General features: G+C 75.7%; 27 protein-coding genes. 17 read left to right on the top strand and 10 right to left on the bottom strand.

What is annotated here, in order from left to right; all coding sequences use genetic code 11:
• Positions 1–302 precede the first annotated feature (302 nt).
• The 6 genes from AB0J00_RS12985 to AB0J00_RS12960 all read left to right on the top strand — a co-directional run bounded on the left by AB0J00_RS12985 (position 303) and on the right by AB0J00_RS12960 (position 6,206).
• Entirely contained in the window at positions 303–1,292 is a 990-nt protein-coding gene (locus tag AB0J00_RS12985) for an ABC transporter permease (protein WP_357744815.1), read from the top strand.
• Positions 1,293–1,328: 36 nt separating this feature from the next.
• Complete coding sequence (locus AB0J00_RS12980) at positions 1,329–2,294, top strand: ABC transporter permease (RefSeq protein WP_357744812.1); 966 nt, start codon at positions 1,329–1,331, stop codon at positions 2,292–2,294.
• Positions 2,295–2,305: 11 nt separating this feature from the next.
• Positions 2,306–3,646 (top strand): ABC transporter ATP-binding protein, encoded by a 1,341-nt coding sequence (locus tag AB0J00_RS12975; protein ID WP_357744809.1) that lies wholly within the window; start codon positions 2,306–2,308, stop codon positions 3,644–3,646.
• The gene (locus AB0J00_RS12970) at positions 3,643–4,710 is read left to right on the top strand and encodes an oligopeptide/dipeptide ABC transporter ATP-binding protein (protein ID WP_357744807.1); all 1,068 of its coding nucleotides are present in this window, start codon (positions 3,643–3,645) and stop codon (positions 4,708–4,710) included. The genes AB0J00_RS12975 and AB0J00_RS12970 overlap by 4 nt, the downstream gene beginning before the upstream one ends.
• A gap of 186 nt (positions 4,711–4,896) precedes the next feature.
• Positions 4,897–5,778 (top strand): N-acetyl-1-D-myo-inositol-2-amino-2-deoxy-alpha-D-glucopyranoside deacetylase, encoded by an 882-nt coding sequence (gene mshB, locus AB0J00_RS12965; RefSeq protein WP_357744805.1) that lies wholly within the window; start codon positions 4,897–4,899, stop codon positions 5,776–5,778.
• Positions 5,778–6,206: a hypothetical protein gene (locus AB0J00_RS12960; RefSeq protein WP_357744802.1), complete on the top strand. Its 429-nt coding sequence runs from the start codon at positions 5,778–5,780 to the stop codon at positions 6,204–6,206. The genes mshB and AB0J00_RS12960 overlap by 1 nt, the downstream gene beginning before the upstream one ends.
• Here AB0J00_RS12960 and AB0J00_RS12955 read toward each other — a convergent pair.
• Together AB0J00_RS12955 and AB0J00_RS12950 are read right to left on the bottom strand one after the other, a co-directional pair.
• Positions 6,163–6,924 (bottom strand): GNAT family N-acetyltransferase, encoded by a 762-nt coding sequence (locus AB0J00_RS12955; RefSeq protein WP_357744800.1) that lies wholly within the window; start codon positions 6,922–6,924, stop codon positions 6,163–6,165. The genes AB0J00_RS12960 and AB0J00_RS12955 overlap by 44 nt on opposite strands.
• A 43-nt stretch (positions 6,925–6,967) precedes the next feature.
• Positions 6,968–9,796 carry an EAL domain-containing protein gene (locus AB0J00_RS12950; protein ID WP_357744798.1) on the bottom strand — a complete coding sequence of 943 codons (2,829 nt, stop codon included), beginning with the start codon at positions 9,794–9,796 and terminating at the stop codon, positions 6,968–6,970.
• A 184-nt stretch (positions 9,797–9,980) separates the two neighbouring features.
• Here AB0J00_RS12950 and fdxA point away from each other — a divergent pair, with 184 nt between their 5' ends.
• Together fdxA and dapC are read left to right on the top strand one after the other, a co-directional pair.
• A complete protein-coding gene (fdxA, locus tag AB0J00_RS12945; RefSeq protein WP_091448234.1) occupies positions 9,981–10,307 on the top strand; it encodes a ferredoxin in 327 nt (108 codons plus the stop codon).
• Positions 10,304–11,413 carry a succinyldiaminopimelate transaminase gene (gene dapC, locus AB0J00_RS12940; RefSeq protein ID WP_357745186.1) on the top strand — a complete coding sequence of 370 codons (1,110 nt, stop codon included), beginning with the start codon at positions 10,304–10,306 and terminating at the stop codon, positions 11,411–11,413. The genes fdxA and dapC overlap by 4 nt, the downstream gene beginning before the upstream one ends.
• On the opposite strand, the gene AB0J00_RS12935 is transcribed toward dapC, so the two are convergent.
• Positions 11,403–12,323 carry an AraC family transcriptional regulator gene (locus AB0J00_RS12935; protein WP_357744794.1) on the bottom strand — a complete coding sequence of 307 codons (921 nt, stop codon included), beginning with the start codon at positions 12,321–12,323 and terminating at the stop codon, positions 11,403–11,405. The genes dapC and AB0J00_RS12935 overlap by 11 nt on opposite strands.
• 111 nt (positions 12,324–12,434) lie before the next feature.
• Here AB0J00_RS12935 and AB0J00_RS12930 point away from each other — a divergent pair, with 111 nt between their 5' ends.
• Positions 12,435–13,253, top strand: a complete 819-nt coding sequence (locus AB0J00_RS12930) for an NmrA family transcriptional regulator (protein WP_357744792.1) — start codon at positions 12,435–12,437, stop codon at positions 13,251–13,253.
• Positions 13,250–13,711, top strand: a complete 462-nt coding sequence (locus AB0J00_RS12925; protein ID WP_357744789.1) for an anthrone oxygenase family protein — start codon at positions 13,250–13,252, stop codon at positions 13,709–13,711. Before AB0J00_RS12930 ends, AB0J00_RS12925 begins: the two co-directional genes overlap by 4 nt.
• A 5-nt stretch (positions 13,712–13,716) precedes the next feature.
• Here the strand turns inward: AB0J00_RS12925 and AB0J00_RS12920 are convergent, their stop codons facing one another.
• On the bottom strand, positions 13,717–14,130 hold the full coding sequence (locus AB0J00_RS12920) for a hypothetical protein (protein ID WP_357744786.1): 414 nt from the start codon (positions 14,128–14,130) through the stop codon (positions 13,717–13,719).
• Between the two features lie 367 nt (positions 14,131–14,497).
• A complete protein-coding gene (gene dapD, locus AB0J00_RS12915; protein ID WP_357744783.1) occupies positions 14,498–15,478 on the bottom strand; it encodes a 2,3,4,5-tetrahydropyridine-2,6-dicarboxylate N-succinyltransferase in 981 nt (326 codons plus the stop codon).
• Between the two features lie 80 nt (positions 15,479–15,558).
• On the opposite strand from dapD, the gene dapE reads away from it, so the two are divergent.
• From dapE to AB0J00_RS12895, 4 genes are read left to right on the top strand one after another with little or no spacing between them, the layout of a single operon-like run.
• Positions 15,559–16,677, top strand: a complete 1,119-nt coding sequence (dapE, locus tag AB0J00_RS12910; protein WP_357744780.1) for a succinyl-diaminopimelate desuccinylase — start codon at positions 15,559–15,561, stop codon at positions 16,675–16,677.
• Positions 16,674–17,537, top strand: a complete 864-nt coding sequence (locus tag AB0J00_RS12905; RefSeq protein WP_357744777.1) for a TIGR00730 family Rossman fold protein — start codon at positions 16,674–16,676, stop codon at positions 17,535–17,537. The genes dapE and AB0J00_RS12905 overlap by 4 nt, the downstream gene beginning before the upstream one ends.
• Positions 17,538–17,539: 2 nt before the next feature.
• The gene (locus AB0J00_RS12900) at positions 17,540–17,887 is read left to right on the top strand and encodes a DivIVA domain-containing protein (protein ID WP_357744775.1); all 348 of its coding nucleotides are present in this window, start codon (positions 17,540–17,542) and stop codon (positions 17,885–17,887) included.
• The gene (locus AB0J00_RS12895) at positions 17,880–18,329 is read left to right on the top strand and encodes an SRPBCC family protein (RefSeq protein WP_357744773.1); all 450 of its coding nucleotides are present in this window, start codon (positions 17,880–17,882) and stop codon (positions 18,327–18,329) included. The genes AB0J00_RS12900 and AB0J00_RS12895 overlap by 8 nt, the downstream gene beginning before the upstream one ends.
• A 101-nt stretch (positions 18,330–18,430) precedes the next feature.
• Here the strand turns inward: AB0J00_RS12895 and AB0J00_RS12890 are convergent, their stop codons facing one another.
• From AB0J00_RS12890 to AB0J00_RS12875, 4 genes are read right to left on the bottom strand one after another with little or no spacing between them, the layout of a single operon-like run.
• Positions 18,431–18,868, bottom strand: a complete 438-nt coding sequence (locus tag AB0J00_RS12890) for a hypothetical protein (protein WP_357744771.1) — start codon at positions 18,866–18,868, stop codon at positions 18,431–18,433.
• On the bottom strand, positions 18,865–20,109 hold the full coding sequence (locus AB0J00_RS12885) for a molybdopterin-dependent oxidoreductase (RefSeq protein WP_357744768.1): 1,245 nt from the start codon (positions 20,107–20,109) through the stop codon (positions 18,865–18,867). Before AB0J00_RS12885 ends, AB0J00_RS12890 begins: the two co-directional genes overlap by 4 nt.
• Positions 20,106–20,762 (bottom strand): DUF2064 domain-containing protein, encoded by a 657-nt coding sequence (locus tag AB0J00_RS12880; RefSeq protein WP_357744766.1) that lies wholly within the window; start codon positions 20,760–20,762, stop codon positions 20,106–20,108. Before AB0J00_RS12880 ends, AB0J00_RS12885 begins: the two co-directional genes overlap by 4 nt.
• Positions 20,759–21,412 (bottom strand): glycosyltransferase family 2 protein, encoded by a 654-nt coding sequence (locus AB0J00_RS12875; protein WP_357744763.1) that lies wholly within the window; start codon positions 21,410–21,412, stop codon positions 20,759–20,761. The genes AB0J00_RS12880 and AB0J00_RS12875 overlap by 4 nt, the downstream gene beginning before the upstream one ends.
• Before the next feature lie 100 nt (positions 21,413–21,512).
• Here AB0J00_RS12875 and AB0J00_RS12870 point away from each other — a divergent pair, with 100 nt between their 5' ends.
• Both AB0J00_RS12870 and AB0J00_RS12865 read left to right on the top strand, forming a co-directional pair.
• Positions 21,513–22,883, top strand: a complete 1,371-nt coding sequence (locus AB0J00_RS12870) for a hypothetical protein (RefSeq protein WP_357744760.1) — start codon at positions 21,513–21,515, stop codon at positions 22,881–22,883.
• A 135-nt stretch (positions 22,884–23,018) separates the two neighbouring features.
• On the top strand, positions 23,019–23,924 hold the full coding sequence (locus AB0J00_RS12865; protein WP_357744758.1) for a DMT family transporter: 906 nt from the start codon (positions 23,019–23,021) through the stop codon (positions 23,922–23,924).
• Between the two features lie 36 nt (positions 23,925–23,960).
• On the opposite strand, the gene AB0J00_RS12860 is transcribed toward AB0J00_RS12865, so the two are convergent.
• Positions 23,961–25,019, bottom strand: coding sequence for an NAD-dependent epimerase/dehydratase family protein (locus tag AB0J00_RS12860; RefSeq protein ID WP_357744754.1), 1,059 nt, complete (start codon positions 25,017–25,019; stop codon positions 23,961–23,963).
• Positions 25,020–25,045: 26 nt separating this feature from the next.
• Between AB0J00_RS12860 and AB0J00_RS12855 the strand changes: the two genes are divergently transcribed.
• The gene (locus AB0J00_RS12855; RefSeq protein WP_357744751.1) at positions 25,046–25,615 is read left to right on the top strand and encodes a DNA-3-methyladenine glycosylase I; all 570 of its coding nucleotides are present in this window, start codon (positions 25,046–25,048) and stop codon (positions 25,613–25,615) included.
• Positions 25,616–25,698: the final 83 nt, after the last annotated feature.

Raw genomic sequence — 25,698 nt, 5'->3', positions numbered from 1 at the left:
CCGCGCAACACCCGGCCCGGGGCCGCCGCACGCGGCGGCCCCGGCTCCCGGCCCCACGACCCCTGGGTCCCCTCCCAGGGGTCGTGGTGTGTCCGGGATCGATGTGACACCGCTGTGCCGCTCCGGTGACCTGCGGGTTCCCGGCGGACTCCCCGCCCCGGGCGTCCCGCTGCACCGCGGCCCGGTGCCCCGTTGCACTCCGGCTCGGTCCCCGCGCACGATCTGCGTCGGGCGCACCGCAGGAGCCCGCTGACACCGTCGTTCCGACCGGACGGCATCCGCTCTCGGCGTAAGGTCACCGCATGTTCTTCTTCACGATCCGACGGATCCTCGCGTCGGTGGTCGTGTTGCTGGTCAGCTCGTTCCTGGTCTTCGCGCTCTGCGCGGCCAGCTTCGACCCGCTGTCCAAGTACTACAACCGCAACCCCCCGCCCCCGCAGTCGTTCTTCGACAACCTGCGGGAGCAGCTGGGGCTCAACGACAACTTCTTCGTGCGCTACTGGCACTGGCTGACCGGCGCGCTGCACGGCGACTTCGGCAAGACCATCAACGGCACCCCGGTCGCCGGCCAGCTGGTCGACCGGCTCGAGGTCACCGGTCGGATGATCGTCGGCGCGATCGTCATCGCCATCGTGCTGGCGATCATCGTGGGCGTGCTGGGCGCCGTCCGCCAGTACCGGCCGTCGGACTACGTGACGACGTTCATCGTCTACATCCTCATCGCGCTGCCCACGTTCTGGTTCGCCGCGCTGCTCAAGGAGTTCGTCGCCGGCGGGATCAACGACCTGTTCGGGTCGCAGGTCCTCTACACGATCGGCGAGCAGACCCCGGGCATCCAGCTCTACGCCAGCGGCTGGGAGCTGTGGCAGGACCGGCTGGGCCACCTGGTGCTCCCGACGGTCAGCCTCGCGCTGCTGTCGTTCGCCGCCTGGAGCCGCTTCCAGCGCTCCGCGATGCTCGACGTGCTGGGTGCCGACTACATGCGGCTGGCCCGGGCGAAGGGCCTGACCTACCGCCGGACGGTGCTCAAGCACGGCCTGCGCAACGCGCTCATCCCGCTGACCACCGTCGTGGCCCTCGGCATCGGCACCCTCTTCGGCGGGGCGATCATCACCGAGCAGGTCTTCGTCTGGCACGGCATGGGCGAGTACCTCATCCAGGACGGGATCGGGCAGAACGACATCAACGTGGTGCTCGGCTGGCTGCTGGTCAGCGCCGCCTTCGTCGTCGTGTTCAACCTGGTCGCCGACGTCCTCTACGCGGTCCTCGACCCGCGCATCCGACTGGCCTGACCCGGCGCGCCCCAGAGAGCCAGAGAGAAGGACCCCATGTCCACCACCCAGGCGGCCACCGAGACCGCGGGCGCAGTCCTCCCGGCCGAGCCGGGTCAGCCGACCGGCGGCGGCGTCGAGCGCGAGTTCACCGTCAAGGCCCGCAGCCAGCGGCAGCAGATCGTGCGCCGCTTCCTGCACAACAAGGTCGGGATGACCGGGCTGGTCATCTTCGTCCTGCTGCTGGTGTTCGGCTTCATCGGGCCGCTGATCAACCCGAAGTCCTACGACGAGCTCAACCGCAACGCCCAGTCGGTCAAGCCCGGCACCGACGGTTACCTGCTCGGCAGCGACGCCATCGGCCGCGACCTGCTGTCCGGGATCATGGACGGCATCCAGCGCTCACTGCTGATCGTCGTGCTGTTCGTCGCGATCGCGTTCCCGCTGGGGCTGCTGATCGGCGCGCTGGCCGGCTACTACGGCAAGTGGGTCGACAGCGTGCTGATGCGCATCGTCGACCTCATCCTGACCGTGCCGCTGCTGGTCGTGCTGATCGTCGTGGCCAGCAACTTCCCGGGTCTGCGCACGCCTCTGGGCGTCGGCGTCATCCTGGGTCTGTTCGGCTGGATGGACCTCGCCCGCATCGTGCGCAGCCAGTTCCTCTCCCTGCGGGAGAAGGAGTACGTCGAGGCTGCGCACGCCCTCGGTGCGTCGAACAAGCGGATCATCTTCAAGCACCTGATCCCCAACGCGCTGGGCTCGCTCATCGTCTGGACGACGCTCGCCGCGGCGACCGCGATCATCCTCGAGGCGTCGCTGACCTACCTGGGCTTCGGCGTCAACGACCCGAACGCGACGTCGCTGGGCCGCCTGGTCTCCGACGGCGTGCAGGCCGCCAGCACCCGCCCCTGGCTCTTCTACTTCCCGGGCATCACCCTGCTGATCATCGTGCTGTCGATCAACCTGATCGGCGACGGGATCCGTGACGCCTTCGACCCGAGCAACCGCCGCGTGCGGGCCTGAGAGGGAGTTCCATGACCACCCCCGGGACCACCGGCAGCGGTCTGCCCGCCGCCGGTGCCACGGCCGTCGGCGCCACCCCGTCCGGCGGCACGTCCACCAGCGGCACGCTCACCCGCGGCCGCACCACCAGCCTGCCCGGGTTCGACCCCGACGCCCCGCTGCTGCAGGTCAGCGACCTGAACGTCCGGTTCCCCACCGAGGACGGCGCGGTGCACGCCGTCCGCGGCGTCGACTACACGCTGCGCGCCGGTGAGGTGCTCGGCATCGTCGGCGAGTCCGGCTCCGGCAAGTCGGTCACGTCGCTGGCCGTCATGGGCCTGCTGCCGGCGTCCGCGCGGGTCACCGGCTCGGTCCGGTACCGCGGCCAGGAGCTGCTCGGCCAGAGCGACCGCAGCATGTCGCGGATCCGCGGCAAGGGCGTCTCGATGGTCTTCCAGGACCCGATGACCTCGCTCGACCCGGTCTACAAGGTCGGCGACCAGATCGTGGAGACGCTGCGCATCCACGACAAGGACCTCAGCTCGAAGGCCGCCGAGGCGCGCGCGGTCGAGCTGCTGGAGCTGGTCGGCATCCCGAACGCCCGCGACCGGGTGAAGTCCTACCCGCACGAGTTCTCCGGTGGCATGCGCCAGCGCGTCGTCATCGCGATCGCGATGGCCAACCAGCCCGAGGTGATCATCGCCGACGAGCCGACGACCGCGCTGGACGTCACCGTGCAGGCGCAGATCCTCGAGGTGCTGCAGACCGCGCTGCAGGAGACCGGCGCCGCGATGGTGCTGATCACCCACGACCTGGGCGTCGTCGCCGGCATCGCCGACCGGGTGCTGGTCATGTACGCCGGCCGGCCGATCGAGGTCGGCAGCGTCGAGGACATCTACTACGAGCCGCGGATGCCCTACACGCTGGGCCTGCTGGGTTCGCTGCCGCGGCTGGACTCCAGCAGCGGCGACCGGCTCACCCCCATCAAGGGCTCCCCGCCCTCGCTGGTGAACATGCCGCCGGGCTGCCCGTTCGCGCCCCGCTGCCCGCTGCACATCGCGGCGTGCGACGAGGCCGAGCCGGAGCTGTTCCAGGTGGGGCCCGACCACAACGCGGCCTGCATCCGGACCGAGCAGGTGGCGCAGGCCCACGGGCACGCCGCCGACGTGTTCGAGACCGCCGCCGCCGACGACCTCCTGGTCGGGGAGCCGCTGCCGGCCGACCTCGCCACCGGGGCGGACGCCGCGGACGCCGTGGTCAGCGCGACCCCGCCGGCCGACCAGACCGAGCCGGGCGCGGGCACCCCCGCCGACACCGGCAGCGTCGTGAGCACGCACGCAGACCAGGGCACGAAGGACGGAGACCGGGCATGACCGCCCCCAGCACCACCGCGCGCTCCAGCGACGGCGCGCCCCGGCGCGGTGAGCCGATCCTGTCGGTCCGCGGCCTGGAGAAGCACTTCCCGATCAAGGGCGGCGGGCTGGTCAAGCGCACCGTCGGCGCCGTCCGCGCCGTCGACGGGGTCGACCTGGACCTCTACCCGGGCGAGGTGCTCGGCCTGGTCGGCGAGTCCGGCTGCGGCAAGTCCACGACCGGCCGCGCGATCCTGAACCTGCAGCAGGCCACCGCGGGCTCCGTGGTGTTCGAGGGCCGGGAGCTCGTCGGGCTCTCCCGCAAGCAGATGCGCCCGCTGCGCCGGGACATCCAGCTGGTGTTCCAGGACCCCTACGCCTCGCTGAACCCGCGGCTGCCGGTGTTCGACATCGTCGCCGAGCCGCTGATCATCCACGGGCTCACCAACAGCGAGGAGGAGCTCCGCCGCCGGGTGCGCGAGCTGGTCGAGACCGTCGGCCTCAACCCCGAGCACACCAACCGGTACCCCGCGGAGTTCTCCGGCGGGCAGCGGCAGCGCATCGGCATCGCCCGCGCGCTGGCGCTCCAGCCCAAGGTGCTGGTGCTCGACGAGCCGGTGTCGGCGCTGGACGTCTCCATCCAGGCCGGCGTCATCAACCTGCTCGAGGACCTGAAGAACGAGTTCGGGCTGTCCTACCTGTTCATCGCGCACGACCTCTCGGTCGTCCGGCACATCTCCGACCGGGTCGCGGTCATGTACCTGGGCCGGATCATCGAGGTGGCCACCCGTGACGAGCTGTTCGAGCGGCCGGCGCACCCGTACACCCAGGCGTTGCTGTCGGCGATCCCGCTGCCGGACCCGCGCCGGGAGCGCAACCGCCAGCGGATCATCATCTCCGGCGACGTCCCCAGCCCGGCCAACCCGCCGTCGGGCTGCCGGTTCCGCACCCGCTGCCAGAAGTTCGCCAACGTGCTCAGCGACGGCGAGCGGCAGAAGTGCATGACCGAGGACCCGAAGCTGGAGAACCGCAGCGCCGGGCACCTCAACGCGTGCCACTACGCCGAGGAGCTCAAGGTCATCTGAGGCGGTGCGCATCGCGACGCTCCCGCGTCGCACCGCGGCCAGGTGCCCTCCCGCGCCTGCGCTGAGCCGTTTCGTGGCGCCCCATCGGGACCCTCCGGGCCCGCGATGGGGCGCCACAGCGCCTCTCGGCGCGTGTTCCGTACCCGTCCCCGGCAGAGCCGTGCCGGCGTCCGGGATCATCTACCCGTGACCGCCGACCGTCGCCTGCTGCTCGTGCACGCCCACCCCGACGACGAGTCGATCAACAACGGGGCGACGATGGCGCGCTACGTCGCCGAGGGCGCGCAGGTCACGCTGCTCACCTGCACGCTGGGCGAGGAAGGCGAGATCATCACCCCCGAGCTGGCCCGGCTCGCCGCCGACCAGGCCGACCAGCTCGGCGGGTACCGGATCGCGGAGCTGTCCGCGGCGATGGCCGCCCTCGGGGTCATCGACCACCGGTTCCTCGGCGGTGCGGGCCGGTGGCGCGACTCGGGGATGATCGGCACCCCGGCCAACGAGCACCCGCGCGCCTTCTGGAACGCCGACGCGGGCGAGGCGGTCGACGCCGCCGTCGCCGTGGTCCGGGAGGTGCGGCCGCAGGTGCTGGTCACCTACGACCCGGACGGCGGCTACGGCCACCCCGACCACATCCAGGCGCACCGGGTGGCGACCCGCGCGGTGGAGCTCGCCGCCGACCCCGGCCACCGGCCCGACCTCGGCCCCGCGTGGCAGGTCGCGAAGGTCTACTGGACGTGCGTGCCGGCGTCGGTCCTCGCCGCCGGGCTGGCCGCGCTGCCCGCCGCCGGCACCCCGTTCACCGCCGCCGAGGACGTCGGGGAGGTCCCGTTCGTGATGCCCGACGACCAGGTGACGACGGCGGTCGACGGCCGGGCGCACCTGGCGGGGAAGGCGGCTGCGATGCGCGCCCACGCCACCCAGGTCGTCGTGCACGGCGAGTTCTTCGCGCTGTCCAACGGGCTGGGCCAGCCGCTGCTGCCCACCGAGTACTACCGGCTGGTCCGCGGCGAGCCGGGCCCGGCCGGGGCCGACGGCCGCGAGGACGACCTGTTCGCCGGGCTGGGCTGATGCGCCCGGTCGCGCTGCTCGGCTGGGCGGTGGCGGCGGTCGCCGTCGCCGGCTGGCTGGCCGTCGTCGAGGTGTTCTGGCTGCCCTGGCGCCCGGGCGGCGTGCCGGTGCCGGTGTCGGTGCTGGCCGCGGTGGTGGGCAACGTGCTGCTGGTCGGCGCCGCGCACCGGCTGTCCCGCTCCCGGCTGGTCGCCGTGCTGCCCGCCGTGGTGTGGCTGGGTGTCGCGCTCACCGCGGCCCGGCAGCGCAGCGAGGGCGACCTGCTGATCACCGGTGGCGACGGCGTCACCTCGATCGTCAACCTGGGGTTCCTGCTGCTCGGCGTGCTCGCTGCCGCGTTCGCGGTGGGCCGGGCGGTCACCGCCGGCCCGGGCACCCGGCCGGTCAGCCGACCCGGCGCCGGTAGTGGTAGCGGTGGTGCTCGATGAACCCGAGCCGCCGGTAGAGCTCGCGGGCGCCCGCGTTGCCCGCGGTCACCTGCAGGTAGGCCGACGTGGCGCCGCGCTCGGCCGCCCACCGCTGCAGCGCGGCGGTGACGGCGGTGGCCAGCCCGCGGCGGCGGTGCTCCTCGGCCACGGTCAGCGCGGTGATGCCCAGCCAGCCGTCGGCCAGGGCGCCGCGGCCGACCGCCGCCAGCGGGGCCGGCGCGGGGTCCAGCCGCACGGAGGCGAACACCAGCCCCTCGCCGGCGGTGAGCACCCGCACGGCCGCGTCCGGCAGCGGACCGCCGTGGTGCTGGTAGCCGGCCAGCCAGGCGTCGTCCGGCGCGGGGGAGAGGACGACGTCCGCCGCGGCCGCGACGTCCGCCGTGGGCGGGGTCAGCGGCGCGGTGAGCACCAGCACGTCCTCGTCGCGCGCCCAGCCGGCCCGGGCGAACGCGGCGTCGGCGGCCCGGGACTGCACACCCGGCAGCTGGGCGCACGGCACCAGGCCGCGTTCGTCGTACCAGCGGCCGACCGCCGCGACCGCGTCGTCCAGCGGCAGGCCGGGGTTGCCGACGACCAGCGCGCTGTTGGCCCGGCCGGTGAACCCCTCGCCGGCGCGCAGCAGCCAGTCGCCCAGGCGGTCCTGCGCCAGACCCGGCCACCCGCGGGCGGCGACCCGCTCGAGCTCGACGACGCCCAGCGGTGACCGCCTCTGTCCCATGACCCGATCCTCGCCGGTCGGCCCGCCACGGCCGCCGCCGGGGTCAGCCGCGGGGCAGCAGCTGCGGCGCGGCGTCCCAGGCGGCCAGCCAGCCGGGGAACGCTGCCGCGGTCATCGGCCGGGCGACGTGCCAGCCCTGCGCGAGGTCGCACTCCCACTCGCGCAGCGCGGCGAGCGCGCCGGCGTCCTCCACGCCCTCGACGACCATGGTCATGCCCAGGTCCCGGCCCAGCTGCAGGGTGCTGCGCACGATGGCGGCGCTGCGCGGGTCGGTGACCAGGTCGGCGACGAAGCTGCGGTCCAGCTTCAGCTCGTCGACCGGCAGCGCGCGCAGGTAGGCCAGCGAGGAGTAGCCGGTGCCGTAGTCGTCGATCGACAGCCGCACCCCGAGGTCGCGCAGCCCGCTCATCACCTGCGAGCTGCGGGCGGCGTCCGCCATCAGCACGTCCTCGGTGATCTCCAGGGTGAGCGCGTGCGCCGGCACCCCGGTCGCCTCCAGCAGCATCGCCACCTGCCCGGGGAGGGCGACGTCGGCGAGGTTGGACATCGACAGGTTCACGGCCACCGACAGGTGGGCCCCGGCCGCCCGCCAGCGGCTGAGGTCGCGCAGCGACTGCTCCATCACCCGCAGCGCCAGGCGCCGCATCAGCCCGGCCTGCTCGGCCAGCGGCAGGAAGAGGGCCGGCGCGAGCAGCCCGCGCTGCGGGTGCTGCCAGCGGACCAGGGCCTCGACGCCGACGACGCGGCCGCTGCACAGGTCGACCTGCGGCTGGTAGTGCGGCACCAGCTGGTCGGTGTCCAGCGCGGTGCGCAGCTGCTCGAGGGTCTCCAGCCGCTCGCGGGCGTCGGGGGTGGAGTCCGGCGTCCAGACCACGGCGCCGTGCCGGCCCCGCTTGGCCACGTACATGGCCGTGTCGGCGCGGGCCAGCAGCAGCGAGCGGTCCCGGCCGTGGTCGGGGCACAGCGCGATGCCGATGCTGGCGTCGACGTGCAGCGGCATGCCGCCGAGCACGAAGGCGTCGCGCAGCGCGCCGACCAGCCGGTCGGCGACGTCCTGGGCGCGGGCAGCACCGGCGCCGGGCAGCAGCACCGCGAACTCGTCGCCGCCCATCCGGGCGAGCAGGTCGCCAGGGCCGAGCGCCTCCTGCAACCGGGCCGCGACCAGGCACAGCAGCTCGTCCCCGACGGCGTGCCCGAAGCTGTCGTTGATCTCCTTGAACCGGTCGAGGTCGATCATCAGGACGGCGGACCGGCGGGCGGGCGTCCGGTAGACAGTCGCCTCGAGGTCCTCGGTGAGCCGTCGCCGGTTGGCCAGCCCGGTGAGCGGGTCGACGTGCGCCTCGGCGGCCAGCTGGGCCAGCCGGCGCTCCTCGGTCGCCCGCAGCACCGCGTTCTCCAGCACCAGCGAGCCCTCCAGGGTCACCTGGCGGACCGCCTCCCGCAGCTCCTCCGGCCACGAGGCAGGGCCGTCGGACCCGCTGAGCACCAGGCCCAGCAGCCGGTCGCCGGCGAGCAGCGGCAGGCACACGAAGCAGCCGGTGCCCATCGCGGCCACCACGTCGGCGGGGATCAGGTCGCTGGTGGTCGCGTCCTCGACGAACACCGGGCTGGGGTCGGCCACCAGGTGCCGCCACAGCGGGAAGCCCTCGGCGGGCCGCCCGATGACCTTGTCCCGGACGTCCTGCCGCCGCCCGGCGGGCCAGCCGATCGGGCGGACGTCGTCGACGACGCCGTCGGTCACCGTGTACGTGGCGCTGCGGTCGGTGCCCAGCAGCCGCTGGACGGCGGCGGCCAGCGCCTCGGCGGCCTCGGCGACGCTGCGCGCCGACGCACCGTCGACCAGCAGCTGCCGCGCCACCTCCGACGTCGCGAGCGACACGGCCCGCGCCTGCCGGGCGCGCACCTGCTCCAGCGCGGCGCCGACGTGGGCGCCGGCGGAGGTGGCCAGCCGGCGCACGTCCTCGGGGAAGGGGTGTGGCCGGGGGCTGTCCAGCACCAGGACGCCGACCGGCCCGGACGCCGTCGTGAGCGGCACCGCGAGCGCCGAGCCGATGTCCAGCGCGGCGGCGGCCGCGGCCGGGAGCAGGGGGTCGCCCCGGTCGGCCGCGGTGGCCGTCCCGGTGCGCAGCACGGCCAGCGCCAGCGGCAGCACCGGCGCGTCGGGCCGTCGGTCGGGGGCCGGCCGGCCCTCGGGCGCGCTCGCGGCCCAGGGCACCAGCCGGCCGTCGCGCTGCAGCAGCACCACCGCGCGGTCGACCTCGGCCAGCCCGGCCAGCTGCCGGCACGCGCCGGTCAGCAGCTCGTCGACGGAGTCGGCCTGGTGCGCCCGCTCGACGAGGTCCAGCAGCGCCTCGGCCTGGGCCAGCCGCCGCTCGGCGCGGTGCTGGGCCCAGGCCGCCGACAGCGACTCGGCCAGCTCGGGGGTCGCCTGCCGCAGCAGGGTGGGGGAGGCGGCCGCGGCCGGCTCCAGGAAGAGTGCGCCGACCACGGCGCCGTGCACGAGCAGCGGCTCGCCGTGCGCCGAGCGGACGCCGTACGAGGCGGCCTCCGCGGCCACCGCCGCCTCGGCCTCCGCCAGCCGCTGGGTGAGCGTGCGGCGCTCGCGGATGATCGCGGTGAGCACGGGGGAGTGGTCCACGGCGAGCGGCACCCGGTCGTCGGTGGTCCCGGTGCCCGCCGGCGTCCCGCTGCGCACCTGCCGGAACGGCACGGCCACCCCGGTGCTCGCCTCGTGCACCCAGACGGCGACGCGCGAGGCGCCGGTCGCCGAGCGCAGCCGGGCGAGCAGCCCCTCGAGCGCGGCGACCGCGTCGTAGGGGCACGCGGACGCCGGCCGTCGCGGGGCGCTGCGTCGCCGTCCAGCCTCTGCCACGTCCCGGTCATCGGTCGTCCCGCCCGGTGGTTGAGCCGCCTCCCGCAGCACCTGCCCCCATGGGGTACCCGTCGGCCGGGCACCCGTCGTGCCCGCATGCCGGGCCCCGGGTGATACTTGTCCACGATCAACCGGCCCCCGGAGCTGCTCCGGGGGTGCCGCCCGCGCGTCCCGGAGGAGACCCGTGACCTACGTCATCACCCAGGCTTGTGTCGACGTCCTCGACAAGGCGTGCATCGACGAGTGTCCGGTCGACTGCATCTACGAGGGCGACCGGATGCTCTACATCCACCCCGACGAGTGCGTCGACTGCGGTGCCTGCGAGCCGGTCTGCCCGGTGGAGGCCATCTACTACGAGGACGACGTCCCGGACAAGTGGAAGGACTTCTACAACGCCAACGTGGAGTTCTTCTCCGACCTGGGCAGCCCCGGCGGCGCGGCCAAGACCGGCAAGGTCGGCAAGGACCACCCGCTGGTCGCCGCCCTGCCGCCGCAGGGCGAGGGCCACTGACCGCGTCGGCCCCCGCCCGCGGGCTGCCCGACTTCCCCTGGGACTCGCTGGCGGCGGCCCGGACGCGCGCCGCTGAGCACCCCGGCGGGGTGGTCGACCTGTCCATCGGGACGCCGGTCGACGACACCCCGCCGCTGCTCGGCGCCGCGCTGGCGGCCGCGGGCAACGCGCCCGGCTACCCGACCGCGCTGGGCACCGCGCCGCTGCGCGAGGCGGCCGCGGGCTGGTTGTCGCGGCGGCTGGGCGTGCAGCTGGCCGACCCGCTGGGCGCCGACCCGTCGGTGATCCCGACGGTCGGCTCCAAGGAGCTCGTCGCGCTGCTGCCGACGCTGCTCGGGCTGCACGCGGGCACCGTGGTCATCCCCGAGGTCGCCTACCCCACCTACGAGGTGGGCGCGGTGGTCTCCGGGCTGTCGGTGCTGCGCTCGGACACCCCGCCGGCCGACCCCGGGGACACCGTGCTGGTCTGGCTGAACTCGCCGGGCAACCCGCACGGCCGGGTGCTCACCGACGACGAGCTGCGCACCTGGGTCGCCTGGGGCCGCGCGCACGGCGTGCCGGTGGTCGCCGACGAGTGCTACATCGAGCTGGGCTGGGACGTCGCGCCGCGGTCGGTGCTGCACCCGGCGATCGCCGGCCCCGACCACACCGGGCTGCTGGCGGTGCACTCGCTGTCCAAGCAGTCGACCGCCGCGGGCTACCGGGCCGGGCTGCTGTCCGGCGACCCGGTGCTGGTGCGCCGGGCGTGGGAGGTGCGCCGCCACCTGGGCCTGCTGGTGCCCACGCCGGTGCAGGCGGCGATGACCGCCGCGCTCGCCGACGACGAGCACGTGGCGCAGCAGCGCGAGCGCTACCGGGCGCGCCGGGAACGGCTGGCCGCCGCCGTGCGCGCGGCCGGCGCCCGGATCGACCACTCCGAGGCCGGGTTGTACCTCTGGGTCACCCGCGGCGAGGACTGCTGGGCGACGATCGACTGGCTCGCCGGGCTCGGCGTCGTCGCCGCGCCGGGCAGCTTCTACGGCCCGGCGGGGGAGCAGCACGTGCGGATGGCGCTGACCGCCACCGACGAGCGCATCGGCGCCGCGGTCGAGCGGCTCACGGCCTGAGCTGCGCCGGGCTCCGCCCGGTGACCCGCTTGACCGCGGTGCTCAGCGCGAACGGCGTCGCGTAGCCCACCCGCCGGGCGATGGCCTCCAGGGTGAGCGCCGGGTCGGCGAGCAGGTCGACGGCCAGCGCGATCCGCCAGCCGGTCAGGTAGCCCATCGGTGCCTCGCCCACCAGGTCGGTGAACCGCCGGGCCAGCGCGGCCCGGGACACCCCGACGGCGGCCGCGAGCGAACCGACCGTCCACGGGTGCGCCGGCCGGTCGTGCAGCAGCCGCAGCGCCGGGCCGACCACCGGGTCGGCGGCCGCCAGGTACCAGCCGGGTGCGCCGGCGCCCGGCCGCGCGGCCCAGGCCCGGACGGCGGACACCAGCGCGACGTCGAGCAGCCGGTCGAGCACCGCCTCCTGGCCGGGCGCCTCGCGCGCCGTCTCCGCCGCCAGCAGCGCCGCGACCGCACCGGTGCCGTCGTCCGGCGGGACGACGACCAGCGGCGGCAGCGCCCGCACCAGCCGGTCACCGACCGCCCCGGGGCTGGTGTACGTGCCGGTGAGCAGCACGGTGCCGCCGGCGGAGTCGTTGCCCCAGGTGCGGGTGCCCAGGCCGGACATGGCCGGCTGCCCGGGCAGCGGCGTGCACTCCTGGCCCGGGCCGATGCGCACCTGCGGCGCCGTGGCGGGGTCGTCGGCCACCGTGTAGGGCTCCGGTCCGCGCAGGAGCGCGACGTGCCCAGGGCGCAGCTGCGCCGGCGGGGCGCCGCCGACCAGCACGAACGCCGATCCGCGCAGCACCGCGAGCACGGTCAGCGGGGCCCGGTCGGCGATCCGCATCGACCACGGCGGCTCCAGCACCGAGCGCAGCAGGAAGGCGCCGCTGGCCCGGGGGCCGCTGAGCAGACCGGTCACCGCGTCCACGGCCGCGACGGTAGACGCGCGCGCATGTCCTCGGGAGCCTCGGCGATGTCCCGGCGCAGCGCGGCTGGCTGTACTCGACCCATGAGCACTGGGGACGTGAGCACGAGGGACATGAGCACGGGAACGCAGCTGGTGACGGGCGGGACCGGTACGACCGGTCGCCGCGTGGTGGCGCGCCTGCAGGCGCGCGGGGTGCCGGTGCGGGGAGCCGCGCGCAGCACCGGGTTCGACTGGGAGCGCCCGGCCACCTGGGACGCCGCCCTCGCCGGGGTCACCGGCGTGTACCTGGCCTACGCCCCCGACCTCGCCGTGCCCGGCGCCGACGCCGTGGTCGGGCAGTTCACCGCCCGGGCGGCCGCCGCCGGGGTGCAGCGGGTCGTGCTGCTGTCGGGCCGGGGCGAGCCGGGCGCCGAGGCGGCGGAGCGGGCGGTGCTGGGGACGGCCGGCGTCCGGGCCACCGTGCTGCGGTGCAGCTGGTTCGCGCAGAACTTCACCGAGGGCCAGTTCGCCGGCGCCGTGCGGTCGGGGGAGCTGGCGCTGCCGGTGGGTGACGTCGCCGAGCCGTTCCTCGACGCCGACGACATCGCAGACGCGGCGGTGGCGGTGCTGCTCGGCGACGGGCCCGACGGGGTCGTGCACGAGCTCACCGGACCGCGGGCGCTGACCTTCGGTGCGGTGACCGACGAGATCGCCGCGGCGCTGGGCCGGCCGGTCGTGTTCCGGTCGGTGACCGCGGCGGAGTTCCGCGCCGGCCTGGCCGCCGACGGGGTGCCGGCCGAGGTGGCGGACCTGCTCGTGCAGCTGTTCACCGAGGTGCTCGACGGGCGCAACGCCCGGACCACCGACGGCGTGGCCCGGCTGCTGGGCCGGCCGGCGCGCGAGGTCACCGACCACCTCCGGGCCGGCGCCGCCGCGGGGGCCTGGTCATGAGGCCGCTGGTGGGGGTCACCGCGGCCGGAGCGCTGCTGGTGTCCGGGGCGTTCCTGGTGTTCAGCGTGATGGTGCTGCCGGCGCTGCGGGCGCTGTCCACCGCCGAGGGGGTGCGGGCGATGCAGTCGGTGAACCGGGTCGCCGTCCGGCCGGTGTTCATGCTGCTGCTCTTCGGCACCGCGGTGCTGTGCGTGCTCGTCGCCGTGCTCGAGCTGCGCGGCGACCGGCGGGTGCTGGTGCTGGCCGGCGTGGGCCTCTACCTGGCCGGTGCCGTGCTGGTGACCGGGCTGGGCAACGTGCCGCTCAACGACACGCTCGCCGCGGCCGACCCGGACGCCGCGGGCTCGGTGTGGGAGTCGTTCCTCACCCGCTGGACGGCCTGGAACACCGTGCGGACGGTGACCTCGCTGGCCGCCGGCGCAGCGCTGCTCGCCGCCCTCGCGGACCGCTCGTCGTGACCGCGCTAGGCGCAGTCGACGTCGCCCGATCGCAGGGCGGGGGCCCAGCGCTCGGCGAACGTCGACCACCGTCCGTAAGCGAGCGGGAATGCACTGCGCTGGACGGCGTCTGCGGTCAGGGTGAAGTCCCCGGTCTGCCAGTCGGGGATGCGGACCAGGTGGTCGTAGAACTTCCCGGCCGCGTACACCGGGTCCTGCACCTGGGCGGGCGAGCCCCAGCCCTGGGACGGCCGCTGCTGGAACAGCCCCAGGGAGTCGCGGTCGCCGTAGTCGAGGTTGCGCAGCCGGGACTCCTGCATGGCGGTCGCCAGGGCCAGCGCCACCGCGCGGTCGGGCAGCTGCCGGTCGTGCGCAACCCGGGCGATCGTGCTGGCGTTGCCGTACTGCTCCTGGGTGAGCGTCGTGTCCGATCCCGGCACCCGGCAGCCGGACGTCCACGCGGCAGCCCCAGGGGCGGGGCCTGTCGGTGGGTGCCAGCTCCAGGCCAGCACGACCAGCACGCCGACCGCGACGAGCAGCCAGCCGGCCGGACCCAGCCTCGGCAGACCGCTGCGGGACCGCCGCCGGCGCCGGGTCCCGCTGCGCGGGCGGGTGCCCGACCGGGGCCGCTTCGCGCCGGTGCGGCCCGCCGGGCGGGACGACCGGGCCGGGGGCCGTCGGGTCGCGACCGGGGAGCTCGCCATCACCGCCGATCGTAATTCGGCGGCCTGTGAGCCCCGGGACCTCCGGCGCCGGTGCGCCGGAGGGGAGCCGTGGGACCGTGCTGTGGCGGGGGTCGCGCCGGCGTCAGTTGGCGTGCAGCGCCGCGTTCAGCGAGCCCCAGTCGCCGTTGCGGACGACCGCCTCGAGCGCGCCGGTGACCGAGTTGCGGCGGAACAGCAGCCCGTCGCGGCCGGAGAGCTCCGCGGCCTTGACCGTCGACCCGTCGGGCAGCGTCACCTTCGAGCCCGCGGTCACGTAGCACCCGGCCTCGACCACGCAGCCGTCGCCGAGCGAGATGCCCACCCCGGCGTTGGCGCCCAGCAGGGTGCCCTCGCCGATCGAGATGACCTGCTTCCCGCCACCGGAGAGCGTGCCCATGATCGAGGCGCCGCCGCCGATGTCGGAGTTCGCGCCGACGACCACGCCGGCGCTGATCCGGCCCTCGACCATCGACGGGCCGAGCGTGCCGGCGTTGTAGTTGACGAAGCCCTCGTGCATCACCGTGGTGCCCTCGGCCAGGTGGGCGCCCAGCCGCACCCGGTCGGCGTCGGCGATCCGGACGCCCGCCGGCAGCACGTAGTCGACCATCCGCGGGAACTTGTCGACGCCGAACACGGTCAGGTGGCCGCCGGCGACCCGCAGCCGGGCCCGGACGGCGTCGAGCTCCGTGGCGGGCACCGGGCCGGCGCTGGTCCACGCCACGTTCGCGAGCACCCCGAAGATCCCGTCGAGGTTGACCGAGCGCGGGGTGGCCAGCCGGTGCGACAGCAGGTGCAGCCGCAGGTAGGCGTCGTGCGCGTCGACCGGCGGCTGGGCGAGGTCGGCGATCGTGGTGGCCACCGCGATCACGTTCACGCCGCGGACGTCGTCGATCCGCACCAGGGCCGAGTAGTCGGGGCCGAGCAGGCCCTCGAGCTCCAGCACGCCGATCTGCTGGGTGCCGGTGTCGCCCTGGTCGGCGCTGCTCAGCGCGGGAGCCGGGTACCAGGTGTCCAGCACCGTGCCGTCGGAGGCCACGGTGGCGATGCCGACGCCGTTGGCGCCGGTGGTCTGTGCGGTCGTCACGGGCACCGAGGCTACCCAGTGCGCCGGCACGACCCGCACGGACGGCGGCACCCGCACCAGCCCGGTTAGGCTCGGCCCCCGTGACCGCCGTCCTCCCGCTGGACCTGTCCGCCGACGTGCTGACCCTGACCCGGGCGCTGGTCGACACCCCCTCGGTCTCCGGCACCGAGGCCCCGCTGGCCGACGCGGTCGAGGCGGCGCTGCGCGCGCTGGGCGGCCTGGAGGTCGAGCGGGTCGGCAACACCGTGCTGGCCCGCACCAACGCCGACCGGGACAGCCGGATCGTGCTGGCCGGGCACCTGGACACCGTGCCGCTGGCCGACAACCTGCCCAGCCGGCTGGAGACCGTCGACGGCGAGGAGCGGCTGTACGGCTGCGGCACCAGCGACATGAAGTCCGGCGACGCGGTGATGCTGCGGCTGGCCGGCCGGTTCGGCGTGCCCGGCGCCGCGCCCGCGCGCGACGTCACCTTCGTCTTCTACGACTGCGAGGAGGTCGAGTCCGCGCGCAACGGGCTCGGCCGGGTGGCGCGGGAGCGCCGCGGCTGGCTGTACGGCGACCTGGCGGTGCTGCTCGAGGGCACCGACGGCGGCATCGAGGCCGGCTGCCAGGGCACCCTGCGGGTGGTGCTCACCGTGCCCGGCAAGCGGGCGCACAGCGCGCGGTCCTGGCTCGGGGTCAACGCCGTGCACGGCGCGGCCGGCATCCTCGCCACGCTCGCCGGGTACACCGCCCGCGAGGTCGACATCGACGGCTGCCACTACCGCGAGGGTCTCAACGCCGTCCGGATCGAGGGCGGGGTGGCCGGCAACGTCGTCCCCGACGAGTGCCGGGTGACGGTGAACTTCCGCTACGCGCCCGACCGGGACGAGGACGCCGCCGAGGCACACGTGCGCGAGGTCTTCGCCGACGCGCTCGCCGCCGGGGTCACCCTCGAGGTGACCGACTCCGCCGGCGGGGCGCTGCCCGGGCTGTCCGAGCCGGCGGCCGCCGAGTTCGTCGCCGCGGTCGGCGCGCCGCCGCGGGCCAAGCTCGGCTGGACCGACGTTGCCCGCTTCGCCGCGTTCGGCATCCCGGCGGTCAACTTCGGGCCCGGCGACCCGACGCTCGCCCACCAGGCGGGGGAGTACGTCCGGGTCGACCGGCTCCAGCCCGCCGAGGACGCCCTCGCCACCTACCTCACCGGGAGTGCCGCATGACCTCCGACGACGCTCCCCGCCGGGCACGCCCGACGCGCCAGCGCGGCCCGATCACCCTGCGCGGCAGCGAGCCCGACCCGCGCAGCGACGGGACGACGACCGACCAGCGCCTGCTCGACCGGCGCGGGGCCACCGACTGGGTGCACACCGACCCGTGGCGGGTGCTGCGCATCCAGAGCGAGTTCGTCGAGGGCTTCGGCCTGCTCGCCGAGCTGCCCCGCGCGGTGAGCGTCTTCGGCAGTGCGCGCACCAAGGCCGACTCCCCGTACTACGACGCGGGCGTGCAGCTGGGCCGGGCGCTGGCCGAGGCCGGCTACGCGGTCATCACCGGCGGCGGGCCCGGCGCGATGGAGGCGGCCAACAAGGGCGCCCACCTGGCCGGCGGCATGTCGGTGGGGCTGGGCATCGAGCTGCCGTTCGAGCAGTCGCTCAACGAGTGGGTCGACGTCGGCATCAGCTTCCGCTACTTCTTCGTGCGCAAGACGATGTTCGTGAAGTACGCCCAGGCGTTCGTCATCCTGCCCGGCGGCTTCGGCACCCTCGACGAGCTGTTCGAGGCGCTGACCCTGGTGCAGACCCGCAAGGTCACCCGCTTCCCGGTGATCCTGTTCGGCACCGGGTACTGGTCCGGGCTGGTCGAGTGGATCCGCTCGACGCTGCTCGCCGACGGCATGGTCAGCCCGGCCGACCTCGACCTGTTCGTGGTCACCGACGACGTCGCCGAGGCGGTCGCGGTCATCCAGGCCGCGGAGCTCGGCCGCGAGCGGGAGGCCGGCCGGCAGGTGTCGCCGGCCGCCCGGCAGGAGCGCGGCGCCCCGGCCGCGCCGGTCGACCCGCCGGCGCCCCCGAACGGCAGCTGACCGTGTCGGCGATCGTCTTCGTCATCGGCCTGCTGCTGGTCGGCGGCCTGCTGTTCCTGGGCGCCTCGGTGCTGCTCGGCCGGGGCGAGACGCAGCCGCCCGCGGAGCTGGACCGCTCGCCGGTGGAGCTGCCCGACGACCGGCCGGTGGTCGGCGACGACGTCCGCGCGCTGCGGCTGTCGGTGACCGCCCGCGGCTACCGGATGACCGAGGTCGACTGGCTGCTCGAGCAGTTCGCCACCGCCCTGGACCAGCGCGACACCGAGCTCGCGTCGCTGCGCGCCCAGCTGGACCGGCCGGCGCCCGCCGCCGGGGACCGCCACGCCGAGGAGGGGAGCACCGGTGCCTGAGATCACCGAGAGCATCCAGATCGCCGCACCGCCGCCGCAGGTGTGGTCGGCGCTGATCGACTGGGACCGGCAGGGCGAGTGGATGCTGCTCACCGACGTCCGGGCCACCGACGGCGGCGGCCGCGGGGTGGGCGCGCGGATCCGCGCGGTCACCGGGCTGGGGGTGGCCGGCCGGCGGCTCGGCGTCCCCGACCCGATGCTGTTCACCCGCTGGGAGCCGCCGTTCCGGGCCGACGTCCGGCACGTGGGGCCGGTCGTCCGCGGCACCGGCACCTTCCTGGTGGAGCCGTCGGGCGCCGGGTCGCGGTTCGTCTGGACCGAGGACCTCGACCTGCCGCTGGGGCTGCTCGGCCGGCTGGCCTGGCCGCTGGTCCGGCCGGCGGTGGTGGTGGGCGTGCGGCTGTCGCTGCGCCGGTTCGCCGACTTCGCCCGCCGGCACTGACCCCTCCGTCCGCTTTCCCGCGAGGAACCTGCCTGCTCTCTCGCGAGGAACCGGGCCGCTTCCAGCGAGGAACCGGGCCGCTTCCTAGCGAGGAAGCTGGGTCAGCCGCGGGCGCGCCGGACGGCGACCGCCGCCCAGACCGCGGCCAGCGCCCAGACCGCCGCCACGACCAGCAGCAGGGTCAGGCCGTAGTCGCGGGGCAGGAACGACGGGTTGCGCGGATCGCGGCCGCGGGCCAGCACGAACGGCAGCGCGACGAGGGTGAGCACCCCGCTGACCGCCGCGGCGACGGCCACCACCGGGCGGGCCGCCCGGGGCAGCCACCGCGCCGCCAGCCAGCCCAGCCCGATCCACAGCGGGGCGAGGACCAGGTCGTGCAGCAGCGCGCTGCCGACGAACCAGGTGGCCCACGAGCCCAGCGGCACCCGGCCACCTGCGGTGAGCAGCCCGTGCGCGCCGTAGCCGACCGCCGCCAGCCCGGGCAGCACGAACAGCCACCGCCACCAGGGCCGCAGCGCGTCGGTGAGCGGGGTGCTCATGCGCCGATCCCGCCGCTGCCCGGGGCGATCCGGGTGACCCACTTGGTCTGCATGACCCCGGGCCGGTTCGGCGCGATCAGCCGCACCGGGTAGCCGTGGTCGGGGGCCAGCTGCTCGCCGTCCAGGCGCAGCGCCAGCAGGGTGCGCGGGCTGCGGGCGTGCGGTGGCGACACCGTCGACACCCGGTACAGCCCGCCGGTCTGCAGCGACTCGACGGTGACCTCGGTGCCGCGGGGCAGCCCGGCCTCCTCGAGCAGGTCGGCCAGCCGCACGCCGGTCCAGGTGGCGTTCGCGCTCCACCCCTCGACGCAGGTGATCGGCAGCCGCTCGGTCGCCTGGGGGAGGGCCTGCAGGTCGGCCAGCGACAGCGACAGCGGGCGCGGCCCCGCGACGGTGAGCCGGTAGTCGGCGCCGACGTCGGCCGTGCCGGCCTTGTGCGCGGTCTGCCGGACCGGCAGCCGCTGCGGGCCCACGCCCGGCTCGCGCGGGCCGAGCACCGACACCCGGGCCAGCGGCGAGACCGTCTGCCCGACGGTGGCCAGCGTGACCGCGCCGACCGCCAGCCCGCCGGCCAGCACGAACGCCCGCCGCGGCACGGCGTTGGTCTCCGCGGCGTCGTCGGCCGCCGCCTGCGCGGTGGCCTCCCCGGCGGGCAGCCCGGCCGTGGCGGCCGGGCTGCCGCGCCGGGCCAGGCCGCGGCGGATCTCCGGTGCCTTCGCGCCGACGTGCACGGCGACCGCGCCGATGGCGAGCCAGCCGGTCCAGTAGTGGGTGGTCGTGAAGAAGAACGCCCACGGGTACCACTCGGCGATGTTCACCAGGCCGGTGAGCAGCTGCATCGTGCTGGCGCCGACCAGCACCAGCAGCGACAGCCGGCCGACCAGCCGGGCCGGCGACCCGGCCGGCGGCCAGGCGAACAGCTTCGGGTAGACCGTCCACAGCTTGACCAGCAGCAGCGGGATGCTCGCCAGCCCGGTGGCCACGTGCACGCCCTGGGTGACCCGGTACAGCCAGGACGGCGACGCCGGCCAGACCCACCACGACGGCGGGTGCTGCACCAGGTGGCTGACCAGCCCGGTGAGGAAGCAGACCGCGAAGGCCAGCCCCAGCAGGACGCCGGTGCGGGCCGCGCGGCGCTCGGAGTGCAGCGGGCTGCTGAACGCGCCCTCCCGGAACGGGCCGCGGCGCAGCGCGGCCGGTGGGCCGGGCAGCCGTGCCCCGAGCAGCCGGTCCAGCGTCATGGGAGCCCGCCGGCGATCTCCGCGACCACCCGGCGGGTGCGGCTGCCCGCGGGGCACAGCGCCGCCACCGCGACGGCGTCCGGGAAGTGGTCGATGTCGGTCAGCTCGGGCAGGTCCAGCACGGTGAACCCGGCGCCCTCGAGCGCGGCCCGGGTGTGCACCGCGGTGTCGTCGCGGGACATCGCCACGTCGGGCAGCACCTGCGCCGCAGCGGGGGTGTGCACCCCGAGCGCCCACCAGCCGCCGTCCGGCGCGACCCCGAGCACCACCGCTCCCGGGCCGGCGGCGACGAGCCGGTCGAGGCAGTCGGTGAGCAGCGCGGGGGAGACCTGCGGGGTGTCCATGCCGATGAGCAGCGTCGGCCGGTCGCCGTCCGGGCCGGCCATCGCGGCGCCGAACGCGGCGGCCAGCCGGGTGCCGAGGTCGCCGTCCACCTGCGGGACGACGTCCGTGCCCGACAGGTCCAGGTCGCCGGGCGCCCCGTCGAGGGCGACCACCCGGCGGGCGACCGGGGTGGCGCGCACGGTGTCGAGCGTGTCGCCGACCGCGGCGGAGGCGATCTGCGCCGCCTGCTCCGGGGTGCACGGCGGGGTCAGCCGGGTCTTGCTCCGCCCGGGCACCGGTGCCTTGGTGATCACCAGCAGCTGGGTCACCGCGCGAGCACCTTCCGCATGTCGTTGATCGTCTTCACGGTGCCGCGGACGGTGCCGGTGACCTTCGACCTGGTGCCCTCGGCACGGACGGCGTACGGGGTGTCGACCTCGGTGATCCGCCAGCCGGCGTCGGCCGCCCGGGTCACCATCTCCAGCGGGTACCCGAAGCGCCGGTCGGTGATCCCGAGGTCCAGCAGCGCCTCCCGGCGGGCGGCGCGCATCGGCCCGAGGTCGTGCAGGGCGCGGCCGGTGCGCCGGCGCAACATCACGCCCAGCGCGGTGTTGGCGACCCGGGCGTGCACCGGCCAGGCGCCGCGGGTGGTCGGCCGGCGGCGGCCCAGCACCAGGTCGGCGTCCCCGGCCAGCACCGGGCCGGCGACCAGCGGGAGGTCCTGCGGGTCCATCGAGCCGTCGGCGTCGCAGAAGCAGACGACGTCCGCGGTGGCCGCCTCCAGCCCGGCGTGCGCCGCGGCGCCGAACCCGCGCTGCGGCACGTGCACGACGGTCGCGCCGTGCTCGGCGGCGATCTGCGGTGAGCCGTCGGTCGAGCCGTTGTCGGCGACGACCGCCCGGTACCCGGCGGGCAACCGGGAGAGCACCCAGGGCAGCGCCCCGGCTTCGTCGAGGCAGGGGAGGACGACGTCCGGCATCCCGGGACCGTAGCTGTGGTCGCTGTGCATCGCCCGGTGTTCGGTCGTGTCCCACCATTCGGATGGGTGGGGCACGACGGGCACCCCTAGGCTCCCGGCGATGACCACCACCGCGCCGGCCGCCGCCCCGGTGACCGGGCCGCCGGTCACCCGCCGGCAGCGGTGGGCGCCGCTGCTCGCGGTGCTGGTGGTGGGGGTGGCGGTCGACGTCGTCGTCCGGGTGGGCCGCCACCTCACCGACACCGGCACCGTGCTGCACCTGCTCGGCGGCTTCCTGCTGCGCGGGGAGTACGGGCCGGCGGAGACCGCGCACACCTGGCTGCCGGTCACCGTCGCGGTCGTCGTCGTGGCCGCCGGACCGGCGCTCGCGCACCGGGTGCGCTGGTGGGTGCTGCTGCCCGGCAGCGCGGTGCTGGCCTCGGGCTGGGCGGTCGCCCTCGCGCTGGCTTCGGGCTGGTACCGGCTCTACGCGCCGCTGGCGGTGCGCTACGAGTACCCGCACGACGTGCCGCGGATCGGCTCGGTGGGGGAGTTCCTGCGGACCTTCACCGACTCGGTGCCCGCCGGCTCGGCCGACCCCTGGACGACGCACGTCGCCGGCCACCCGCCGCTGGCCACGCTCGCCTTCGTGGCGCTGGACCGGCTCGGCCTGACCGGGCTCTCCTGGGCCGCGGCGATGTGCATCGCGGGCGGCGCGCTCGCCGTCCCCGCGGTGCTGGTCGGGGTGCGCGCAGTGGTGGGGGAGGACGCCGCCCGCACCACCGCGCCGTTCCTGGTGCTCGCCCCGCTGGCGCTGTGGGTGGCCACCAGCGCCGACGCGCTGTTCGCCGGGGTCGCCGCGTGGGGCGTGGCCCTGGTCGCCGCGGCCGCGGCGCACGAGGGCGGCCCGGGGCGCGACGTCCGGGCGCTCGCCGGCGGCCTGCTGCTGGGCGCGGCGCTGTTCCTCTCCTTCGGGCTGACCGCGCTCGGGCTGCTCGTGCTCGGGGTCGTGCTGGTGCACCGGTCGCGGCTCAGCGCGGGCGGGGTGCTGCGGGTGCTGGCCGTCGCGGCGGCCGGCGTGCTCGTCGTCGTCCTGGCGTTCGCGGCCGGCGGCTACTGGTGGCTCGACGGGTTCTCCGCCGCCGGTGACCGGGTGCGCACCGGCCCCTCCTACGCCGACCGGCCGTTCGGCTTCTTCGTGGTCGCCAACCTGGCCGCCGCCGCGGTGGCCGTGGGCCCGGCGACGGTCGGCGGGCTGGCCGCGCTGCGCCGGTCCCGGCTGGCGGTGCTGCCGCTGGCCGCGCTCGCCGGGGTGCTGGCCAGCGACGCGACCGGGCTGGTGCGCGGCGAGACCGAGCGGATCTGGCTGCCGTTCTACGTGTGGCTGCTGCCGGCGGTGGCGTTCCTGCCCGCCCGGCAGCGCCGGTTCTGGCTGGCCGCGGGCGCGGTGGTGGCGATCTGGGTGGAGACCCACGTCCGCACCGAGTGGTGACCCGCTTTCGGCGCCGAAACCGGGACCACTTCCGGCGCCGAAAGCGGGGCCGGTTTCGGCGCCGAAAGCGGGTGTGGCCGGACGTGGCAGCGGGGCTGCGCACGCCGGCGACCGGTGCGCGGTGAGAATGACGTGGTGACGAGGCGGGGCTGGCTGCTGTTCGCGGCGATGTCGGTGATCTGGGGCGTGCCCTACCTGCTGATCAAGGTGGCCGTCGGCGAGCTGTCGCCGGTGGTGGTCGTGTTCGCCCGGTGCCTGGTGGGCGCGGCGCTGCTGCTGCCCTGGGCGCTGACCCACGGCGGGCTGCGCGCCGCCCGCACGCACTGGCGGCCGCTGCTGCTGTTCACCGTGCTGGAGATGACCGGGCCGTGGCTGCTGCTCAGCCAGGCCGAGACCACCTTGTCCAGCTCGCTGACCGGGCTGCTGGTCGCCGCCGTGCCGCTGGTGTCCGCGGTCGCCGCCCGGGTCGCCGGGGAGCCCGAGCGGCTGACCCCGGTGCGGCTGGGCGGCATGGTGCTGGGGCTGCTCGGCATCGGCCTGCTGCTCGGCCTGGACGTCGGCGGGGCGCAGCTGCTGAGCATCGGCGCGGTGGCGCTCGTCGTCCTGGGGTACGCCACGGCGCCGCTGGTGGTCAGCCGTGCGCTGCCCGACGTCCCCGGGGTGACCGCGAGCGCGTTCGCCCTCGCCGTCACCGCGGTGGTCTACGCGCCGTTCGCCGTCCCGCGGATGGACCAGGTGGCGCACGCGCCCGGCGACGCGCTGGCCGCGGTCGCGGTGCTCGGCGTCGTCTGCACGGCCGTGGCGATGGCGCTGTTCTTCCAGCTGATCCGCGAGGCCGGCCCGCAGCGGGCGCTGGTGATCACCTTCGTGAACCCGGCGGTCGCGGTGGTGGCCGGCGTGCTGTTCCTCGACGAGCCGTTCACCCTGGGCCTCGCCGTCGGGCTGCCGGTGATCCTGCTCGGCTGCGTGCTGGCCACCCGCCGCAGCCCGGTGCGCCGGGAGCCCTCCGAGCTCGCCGACGTGGACGCCGCCGTCCCCTAGACCCGGTTCCTCGCGAGAAACCGGATCCGGGGAGGGTCAGGGGGCGGGGCGGAGGGGGGCGGTGGCGAACTCGCGCATGCCGTCCTCGAAGAGCACCCGCGCCCGGAAGCCCAGCTCGGCCTCCGCGCGGGCGGGGCTGGCCACCACGTGCCGCACGTCGCCGATGCGGTACTCCCCGGTGACCTCCGGCGCCGGCCCGCCGAACGCCTCGGCCAGCGCCCGGGCCATGTCGCCGACGGTGTGCGGCACCCCCGAGGCGACGTTGTAGGCCCGCAGCGCCGAGTCGGGCGGGGTGCTCTCCAGGGCCCGCAGGTTCGCCTGGGCGACGTCGCTGACGTGCACGAAGTCGCGCATCTGGCCGCCGTCCTCGAACACCTGCGGCGCCCGGCCGCCCTCCAGCGACGACCGGAAGATCGACGCCACCCCGGCGTAGGGGGTGTCGCGGGGCATGTGCGGGCCGTAGACGTTGTGGTACCTCAGCGCCACCGCGCCGCCGCCGGTGGACCGGGCCCACGCCGCCGCGAGGTGCTCCTGGGCCAGCTTGGTCGCGGCGTAGGTGTTGCGCGGGTCGGCCGCGGTCTCCTCGGCCACCTCGCCCCAGGTGAGCTGCCGCCCGCAGACCGGGCACGGCGGCTCGAACCGGCCGGCGTCCAGGTCCGCGCGGCGGCGCGGGGCGGCGGGGACGATCCCGTGCTCGGGGCACTCGTAGCGGCCCTCGCCGTAGACGACCATCGAGCCGGCGAGCACCAGCCGGCCGATCCCGGCCCGCGCCATGGCGGCGAGCAGCACCGCCGTCCCGAGGTCGTTGATGCCGGCGTAGGCGGGCATGTCCTGCACGTCCACGCCCAGCCCGACCATCGCCGCCTGGTGGTTCACCGCGTCCACGCCGTCGAGCGCGCGGTCGACGGTGCCCGGGTCGCGCACGTCGCCGACGACCAGGTCGACGCCGTCCAGCCCGGGTACGCCGCCGGGGTAGGGCGGGTGGACGGCGGGCAGCAGCGCGTCGAGCACCCGCACCTCGTGCCCCGCCTCCCGGTGGGCCGCGACGACGTGCGAGCCGATGAAGCCCGCCCCTCCGGTGATCAGCACGCGCACGACCGCAGACGCTAGCTTCGGCGGCTGTGGACCGCCCGACGACAGATCCCGGCCTGCCCCGGTGCGGCTGGGCCACCAGCGCCCCGGAGTACGTGCGCTACCACGACGAGGAGTGGGGCACCCCGCTGCGCGGCGACGACGCCCTCTTCGAGCGGCTCACCCTGGAGGCGTTCCAGTCCGGGCTGTCCTGGATCACCATCCTGCGGAAGCGGCCGGCGTTCCGGGCTGCGTTCGCCGGGTTCCGGATCGAGGCGGTCGCGGCCTTCACCGAGGACGACGAGGCGCGGCTGCTCGCCGACCCGGGCATCGTGCGCAACCGGGCGAAGGTGCGTGCCGCGGTGGGCAACGCACGCGCCGCGCAGCAGCTGCCCGAGGGCCTGTCGGCGCTGCTGTGGTCGTTCGCGCCGACCGCACCGCGGCCCCGGCCGCAGTCGATGGCCGACGTGCCGGCGACGAGCCCGGAGTCGGTGGCGATGGCCGAGGAGCTCAAGCGGCGGGGCTTCTCGTTCGTCGGGCCGACCACCTCCTACGCCCTGATGCAGGCCACCGGGATGGTCGACGACCACGTCGCGACGTGCTTCCGGGCGCGCGGGTGAGGGGTCCAGGTTGGTCGAACGGGCCCCGATACGGGATCATGGGACCGGAGCTCGTCAGAACGGATGCCACGCCGCGCCCAGCC

Source organism: Modestobacter sp. NPDC049651 (assembly GCF_040659695.1).
Taxonomy (GTDB): domain Bacteria; phylum Actinomycetota; class Actinomycetes; order Mycobacteriales; family Geodermatophilaceae; genus Modestobacter.
The sequence above is the reverse complement of the archived record's forward strand: the minus strand, read 5'-3'. Positions and strand labels throughout refer to the sequence as shown.

What these genes read in the sequence shown, in the direction of transcription:
- AB0J00_RS12985 (WP_357744815.1), top strand. Translation starts at nt 303, where the DNA reads ATGTTCTTCTTCACGATCCGACGGATCCTCGCGTCGGTGGTCGTGTTG.
- AB0J00_RS12980 (WP_357744812.1), top strand. Translation starts at nt 1,329, where the DNA reads ATGTCCACCACCCAGGCGGCCACCGAGACCGCGGGCGCAGTCCTCCCG.
- AB0J00_RS12975 (WP_357744809.1), top strand. Translation starts at nt 2,306, where the DNA reads ATGACCACCCCCGGGACCACCGGCAGCGGTCTGCCCGCCGCCGGTGCC.
- AB0J00_RS12970 (WP_357744807.1), top strand. Translation starts at nt 3,643, where the DNA reads ATGACCGCCCCCAGCACCACCGCGCGCTCCAGCGACGGCGCGCCCCGG.
- AB0J00_RS12960 (WP_357744802.1), top strand. Translation starts at nt 5,778, where the DNA reads ATGCGCCCGGTCGCGCTGCTCGGCTGGGCGGTGGCGGCGGTCGCCGTC.
- AB0J00_RS12955 (WP_357744800.1), bottom strand. Translation starts at nt 6,924, where the DNA reads ATGGGACAGAGGCGGTCACCGCTGGGCGTCGTCGAGCTCGAGCGGGTC.
- AB0J00_RS12930 (WP_357744792.1), top strand. Translation starts at nt 12,435, where the DNA reads ATGAGCACGGGAACGCAGCTGGTGACGGGCGGGACCGGTACGACCGGT.
- AB0J00_RS12925 (WP_357744789.1), top strand. Translation starts at nt 13,250, where the DNA reads ATGAGGCCGCTGGTGGGGGTCACCGCGGCCGGAGCGCTGCTGGTGTCC.
- AB0J00_RS12905 (WP_357744777.1), top strand. Translation starts at nt 16,674, where the DNA reads ATGACCTCCGACGACGCTCCCCGCCGGGCACGCCCGACGCGCCAGCGC.
- AB0J00_RS12890 (WP_357744771.1), bottom strand. Translation starts at nt 18,868, where the DNA reads ATGAGCACCCCGCTCACCGACGCGCTGCGGCCCTGGTGGCGGTGGCTG.
- AB0J00_RS12885 (WP_357744768.1), bottom strand. Translation starts at nt 20,109, where the DNA reads ATGACGCTGGACCGGCTGCTCGGGGCACGGCTGCCCGGCCCACCGGCC.
- AB0J00_RS12875 (WP_357744763.1), bottom strand. Translation starts at nt 21,412, where the DNA reads ATGCCGGACGTCGTCCTCCCCTGCCTCGACGAAGCCGGGGCGCTGCCC.
- AB0J00_RS12870 (WP_357744760.1), top strand. Translation starts at nt 21,513, where the DNA reads ATGACCACCACCGCGCCGGCCGCCGCCCCGGTGACCGGGCCGCCGGTC.